Origin of the sequence: Microcoleus sp. w2-18bC1 (assembly GCF_036700365.1) — a bacterium.
Lineage (GTDB): Bacteria > Cyanobacteriota > Cyanobacteriia > Cyanobacteriales > Microcoleaceae > Microcoleus.
In genome coordinates this window covers 24198-30868 of record NZ_JAUBOS010000073.1, presented here as the reverse complement: position 1 = coordinate 30868, position 6671 = coordinate 24198, and the positions used below count along the sequence as shown (strand labels likewise).

Genomic DNA, 6671 nt, shown 5'->3' with positions numbered 1-6671 from the left:
ATATTTAACTCGGCTTGAAGATATCGATCGCTCTTATTCTTGATGTGCGATCGATTATTCAGCAAGCCCTAAGTAGGCTAAGGAAGATGTCAATCAGAATAGTGGTATCGACAAGAGATAATCGTTAGATACTCGTCATCCACAGCATAAACTAATCGATTCGTATCATCAATTCGCCGCGACCAAAAACCAGCCAAGTTCTCCCTCAGTGGTTCTGGCTTTCCGATCCCCTCAAACGGCAATCGGATTGTTGCCTCAATTAGCTTGTTAATTCGTTTTAACGTTTTCTTGTCTTGCCCTTGCCAATATAAATAATCGCCCCAAGCCTCATCCGTCCATGCTAACTTTCTAGTCATCCAACAAATTTCGCTCTACCACTTTCCCCTGCTTAAACTGAGCAATAGAACGCTCCAAATGGGCAGCATTGGCGGGAGATTTGAGTAAATGAACTGTTTCCAGCAAACTATTAAAGAACTCTAGCGACATCACCACCGCATCCTCCGCATCCCGTCTAGTGATGATGGTATAGTCCGTATCTTCCACTACTCTGTCTAAAACAGCCTTGAGGTTATTTCTCGCTTCGCTAAAAGAAACAATATTCATGTACTTGACACTTGTACTACTTACTGTACAAGTATAGCAATCCGCAATATATTCGGCAATCCCGATCTCATATCATGTCCGGTCAATTTACTGGCTCTATGGCTGGAGCCTGGGAACGGATACCTAGAGGAAGAGCCTCGCGAGCGAAAATTAAATTCGAGGCTCTAGGTAGCTGTTGAGTGTTACTTTCGCTCCAGCCTGGTAACGAGTAAACAATCAGTAAACAACCAGTAAACGAGTAATAATTGAGGACTAAAAAACTTAGATTTCTTCGTCCAAACCATCTACATCATCTACATCATCTACATTATCTACATCATCTACATCATCTACATCATCTACCTCAACAGGAGCGACAGAATTAGCAGAAACCACAGCACCAGTCTCAAGTTTCTTTTTAACTAGCTCCTCAATTTCATTTTTGAAATCGATGTTTTTCTCCATGTGCTGGATCACTTTGTCTCGTCCTTGAGCTATGTTCTCTCCGTTGTAGCTATACCAAGAACCTTTTTTCAGAATTACTCCCATTTCGTCTGCCAAGTCAGTCAGACACCCTAAAGTAGAAATGCCTTTGCCAAATACAATGTCAAATTCGGCAATGCGGAAAGGTGGAGCAACTTTATTTTTAGCAACTTTAACTTTCGTGCGGTTGCCGTATTCTTCGGTACCTTTTTTCAAGCTTTGAATGCGGCGAATGTCGAGCCGCACGCTGGCGTAGAATTTGAGTGCGTTACCGCCGGTTGTGGTTTCCGGGTTGCCGTAAGTTATGCCGATTTTCTGCCGCAATTGGTTGAGGAAGATGACGGTACAGCCGGATTTGCCGATATTGCCGGTGATTTTCCGCAAAGCTTGACTCATCAAGCGCGCTTGCAAACCCATGTGGGAGTCGCCCATGTCGCCTTCGATTTCGGCGCGGGGGACGAGGGCGGCTACGGAGTCAATTACTACGATATCGACGGCGACGGAACGGACGAGTTGATCGACTATTTCTAGGGCCATTTCGCCGGTATCCGGCTGGGAAACTAAGAGATTTTCAATATCGACGCCTAAAGCTGAGGCGTAGGTTGGATCGAGGGCGTGTTCGGCATCGACGAAGGCTGCGATACCGCCGGATTTTTGGACTTCGGCGATCGCGTGGAGAGCTAGAGTGGTTTTACCGGAACTTTCCGGGCCGTAAATTTCAATAACTCGACCTTTTGGCAAACCGCCGCCCAAAGCAATGTCTAGTGTCAGGGCTCCGGTGGGAATGGTTTCTACCCTCATGCGAGTGGAGTCTCCCAATCTGACGATCGCCCCTTTGCCAAAGCTGCGCTCGATTTGGGAGAGTACGGAAGTTAGAGCTTTTTGCTTTTCTGAGTTTTCAGTGGAAGTTTTTATAGACGCTTCTTTTTTTGCCATTTGCGGTACGCGGGTAGACCCCTTGCGGAGCTTGTTGATTAACTGTACAACACGTATGTTAGCAGTTATTTTTGGGGTCTGGAGGTTCTGGGAGCATTTGGTTGAAGATTCTTGATGTTGGGGAGGCCTCGGCCACTCGCCAGCTTTCACAAGGCTCTGATCTATAAGGCATGGGGCATGGGGCATGGGGCATGGGGCATACCTCACTACGCTTGAGAACCGCTATAGTGGGTATCGATCGATCGCCCCTTGAGTGAGGTTTAAGATGATCTACAGTTCCAAATTCCGTGAAGCGTAGCTATCCCGGAGGGAATCGCCACAATTAGGACAAGCATGGGATCTACAACACATCAAGACACATCTGTAAATACCAAAAATTCCCGCTGGTTGATTAACTTATTGGCGATCGGCATTTTATTAGGTATCGGATTTCGGTTTTTTGAGATCGATCGCAAACTGTACTGGCACGACGAAGTTTACACATCAATCCGCGCCGCTGGTTTCACCCGCCAAGAAATTGACGACGAACTATTCCAAAACCGGATTTTTCCCGCACCAGAATTGCAAAAATATCAGCGGATTAAACCGGGAAGTACAGAAGCAGACACCATTCGTTCTTTGGCACTAGAAGACCCGCAGCATCCGCCTTTATACTTTCTCATGGCTCGTTGGTGGATGCAGCAGTTTGGCAGTTCTCTAACAGCATCTCGCAGTTTGCCAGCACTATTGAGTTTGCTGTCGCTGCCTTTGATGTACGCTTTAGCTCAGGAACTTTTCGCCTCGAATTTGGCTGCGTTATTAGCAACAGCACTTTTGGCTTTATCTCCCTTTGACATCTTGTTTGCTCAGACCGCAAGGCAGTACAGTTTGCTGACAGCCACAGTTATTGGGAGCAGTTGGCTGCTGCTGAGAGCAGTGCGGTTGCGGGATTGGCAAAATTGGGTATTTTACTCGTTGGCGATCGCCCTTGGTTTCTACACTCACCCTTTCTTCAGTTTAACACTCATTGGACACGGAGTTTTTATAATTTCTTACTGGTTGTTTGTCAAAAAAACAAAATTGCCCGGTCACGTCACTAATTCTCAATTTTTCTTAGCAGTAACAGCAGCTTTAATATTGTATATCCCCTGGATTTACGTGCTGGCGACCAACCTGGGACGAGCATCAGCTACGACAGATTGGACGCGAGTATCTCCGGGTTGGCTGTATCTTGTCAAATTGTGGACACTCAGCTTTACAGCTTTATTTTTTGACTTCGACTTCGGGTTTGATAATATTTGGACTTATCTGCTGAGATTGCCATTTTTGCTGTTATTTGCGGCAGCCCTTTACACAATCTGCCGCCGCACTAGCAGTTCAACTTGGCTGTTTATTGTAACATCAATTTTTGTACCTTTTTTGCTCCTGGCTTTACCGGATCTCATCCTAGGTGGCAAACGTTCGGCAGTCAGCCGTTATCTGATTTCGTGCTTTCCGGGAGTGCAGCTAGCAGTTGCTTACTTGCTCGCCAGTAACGTGAAAACTCAGCAGCGGTTTTGGCAAGTCATTTTAGCCCTGGTTTTTACAGCAAGTATAGCATCCTGTACTGTTAGCGCTTTTTCTGATACTTGGTGGAGCAAAGACTTGAGCTATTTTAATGCTGAAGTTGCGAAAATTATTAACAAAGAGGCGATAGCTAACCGATCGATTAAAGATACAATTGTAATTAGCGATCGCGGCAACGATTTTACGAACATGGGAGATTTGCTGTCTCTGAGTTATTTGCTCGACAAAGACGTGCGGCTGATGCTGATGAGCCAGTCGCCAGAAATCGAGATGCTGAACAAATATTCGGCTCCGCTGGTGTTCCGCCCCTCGGAAAAATTGCGATCGGCTCTCAAGCAAAATCAACGCCGCTTAGAGCCAATATTGCAGTATGCCAGACTTTTTCGAGCGCGGCGAGCTTCTTAGAGCAGATTGAGAGAAATAGACGATCGTCCCCAGTAGGGTGCGTCAGTGGATTTTAGATTTTAGATTTTAGATTTATTCCACAAATGAATCTGGGAGATTAAACTTTGGTCTAAAATTTTTGGATATTCACGATAGGATTACGTGGCACGGTATCGGTTTTTGGGCGTGGGCAGAAAAAACTGTTTGAGTGGCCTCAAATATTTCGACTAACGCACCTTAAATCACTATTTGGGCATTTTTGTCAATTCTCCCGGTAAGGTGCGTTAGACAAAAAACTGTGTGAGTTGTCTCAAATATTGGGGCTGACACACCCGACACGATCAGCAATAATTATTTGAATACTTAGGATAAAAAGCAATGCAAGAGTTAAATAATTCATCTTCCGAATCCGCGCAGAAGTTTCGCAATCTTCAGACAGAATTACGCGAACGTTGGCGAGCGATAGAAGAATTCGACAGCGGAGATTGTGACATTATTATCATTCCTTCGGTCAGCTTAGATCAGCAAGAAATGCGGAAAATTGAGGGTGCTTACCACTACGAAGAGCGACATTTATTTTCATTGATTCGCCTGCGAAATCCCCACACGCGCTTAATTTACATTACCTCGGAGCCCTTGCACCCGATGATTGTGGATTATTACCTGCAATTGCTGCCGGGAATTCCGTTTTCTCACGCGCGCGATCGGCTTTTGCTGTTCAGTGCTTACGATGCTTCTGCCAAATCCCTCACCCAGAAAATTTTAGAGCGCCCCCGCTTGATGGAGCGCATTCGTCAAGCAGTACGGCCGAAAAAATCTTATATGGTTTGTTATAACTCGACGCCCTTAGAACGCGAGTTATCTGTTCAATTGGGGATTCCTTTGTGGGCCAGCGATCCCGATCTGTTATACTGGGGAACAAAAAGCGGTAGCAGGCAAATTTTCCAAGAATGTGGCGTGCCTTATCCTGACGGTTCCGAGTTGGTTTGGAATGCGGAAGATTTAGCAGAAGCTGCCGCAGGGTTGTGGGAACGGCAGCCACATTTGCAGCGGATCGTAATTAAGTTAAATGAAGGTTTTTCGGGTGAAGGGAATGCAATTTTAGACCTGAAGTCCCTGGCAGGTAAAGCGCATACAGAAAGAGCGAAGGCAATTGGCGATCACTTCCATAATTTACGCTTTCAATCCAAAGGCGAAACCTGGGAAAACTTTAGCAGCCGCATTCCAGAATTAGGGGCAATTGCCGAAGCATTTATCGAAGGAGAAGAAAAGTTCTCCCCCAGCGTTCAAGGCAGAATTATTCCCAGCGGCGAAGTAGAAATTCTCTCCACTCACGACCAGATTTTAGGAGGCCCAGACGGTCAAATTTTCTTGGGTTGCCGATTTCCGGCGGACGAATCTTATCGGCTGGCGTTGCAAGAATTGGGATGGAAAGTCGGGCAAAACTTAGCTAAAAAAGGCGCTTTAGAAAGATTTGGAGTAGATTTTCTCGCTGTAAAGCAATCCGACGGAAAATGGGATATTCAAGCAATAGAAATTAACTTACGTAAAGGAGGTACAACTCATCCGTTTATGGCTTTGAAGCTGTTAACAAACGGTCGTTACGAGCGTACTACCGGATTATTTTACAGCCAGCAGGGCCGTCCGAAATATTATGTCGCTTCGGACAATTTGAAAAAAGAGCGCTATCGGGGATTATTACCGAACGATTTGATGGATATTATTGCTGACAATCAACTGCACTTTGACAGCGGTACAGAGACGGGCAGTGTGTTTCATTTAATGGGTTGTTTGTCGGAGTTTGGCAAATTGGGAGTGACGAGTATCGGCAATTCGCCGCAACAAGCTGAGGAGATGTATAACAAAGTTGTGAAAGTTCTCGATCGCGAAACGCCAGGTGATTTTAAATTTTAGATTTTAGATTTTAGAATTGATCCAGCCAGTCAGCTTAGATCCCCGGCTTCTTAAAGAAGTCGGGGATCTAATATCCTTAGCGTTTTGTATAGCAAACGATAAGACGATTAGGATGTTCTTAATCACCTAAATCATTGCTATTATTGAATGGGCTTTTTTGCTTCTTCCTTCTTCCTTCCGTTAGAGCTAATTTTTAGCGGGATAAAGGGGCGTGGGGTCGATCGAACCTGTGCGGTTGAGTGGCCAGAAACGGACAATTGCCCTACCGATGATATTTTGCTTGGGTACAAAGCCCCAATAATGACTGTCACAGCTTGCGTTGCGGTTGTCGCCGAGTACCAAGTAAGAATTTGGAGCTACAACTACAGGCCCGTAGGGATACTGCGGAATTTCTTCAATATATTTTTCCTGTAGCGGCTGCTTGTTAATAAAAACTTTTCCTTCTCTGACTTCCACACTGTCCCCCGGCAGTCCGATCACTCGCTTGATATAGGCATCTTTGATCGGTGGCGGCTGTCCCGTGCACAAACTAGCCGGATCGGGAGGCATAAATACAATAATATCTCCTCGCTGGGGTTCTTGGAATCGATAGCTGACCTTATCTATAATTAATCGATCGTTAATTTGTAAGGTTGGGAGCATCGAGCCGGTGGGAATGTAGCGTGCTTCGGCAACCAGGGTGCGGATACCAAAGGCTAAAAATGCTGCTAAGCCGATCGTCTTAATTCCTTCGATCCAAGGATTTTCGGTGTCTTGCGGAGGTTTTTCGTCGGCTGACTTGTCTAGACGAGTCATAGGGTATTGTAGTGACTGAGCTGGATACGAAT

At 45.6% G+C, this 6671-nt stretch carries 6 protein-coding genes; 2 read left to right on the top strand and 4 right to left on the bottom strand.

Going from position 1 to position 6671, the window contains the following annotated elements:
- Positions 1-89: 89 nt before the first annotated feature.
- The 3 genes from QT979_RS24980 to recA all read right to left on the bottom strand — a co-directional run bounded on the left by QT979_RS24980 (position 90) and on the right by recA (position 2001).
- On the bottom strand, positions 90-356 hold the full coding sequence (locus QT979_RS24980; protein WP_333242316.1) for a Txe/YoeB family addiction module toxin: 267 nt from the start codon (positions 354-356) through the stop codon (positions 90-92).
- Positions 349-603 (bottom strand): type II toxin-antitoxin system Phd/YefM family antitoxin, encoded by a 255-nt coding sequence (locus QT979_RS24975; RefSeq protein ID WP_242720579.1) that lies wholly within the window; start codon positions 601-603, stop codon positions 349-351. Before QT979_RS24975 ends, QT979_RS24980 begins: the two co-directional genes overlap by 8 nt.
- A gap of 261 nt (positions 604-864) precedes the next feature.
- Positions 865-2001 (bottom strand): recombinase RecA, encoded by a 1137-nt coding sequence (gene recA / locus QT979_RS24970; RefSeq protein WP_333311996.1) that lies wholly within the window; start codon positions 1999-2001, stop codon positions 865-867.
- A 333-nt stretch (positions 2002-2334) separates the two neighbouring features.
- On the opposite strand from recA, the gene QT979_RS24965 reads away from it, so the two are divergent.
- Positions 2335-3951: a glycosyltransferase family 39 protein gene (locus QT979_RS24965; RefSeq protein WP_333311995.1), complete on the top strand. Its 1617-nt coding sequence runs from the start codon at positions 2335-2337 to the stop codon at positions 3949-3951.
- 357 nt (positions 3952-4308) lie between these two features.
- A complete protein-coding gene (locus QT979_RS24960; RefSeq protein WP_333215815.1) occupies positions 4309-5844 on the top strand; it encodes a peptide ligase PGM1-related protein in 1536 nt (511 codons plus the stop codon).
- A 186-nt stretch (positions 5845-6030) separates the two neighbouring features.
- Here QT979_RS24960 and lepB read toward each other — a convergent pair whose 3' ends face one another.
- A complete protein-coding gene (gene lepB, locus QT979_RS24955) occupies positions 6031-6639 on the bottom strand; it encodes a signal peptidase I (protein WP_333081491.1) in 609 nt (202 codons plus the stop codon).
- Positions 6640-6671 lie beyond the last annotated feature (32 nt).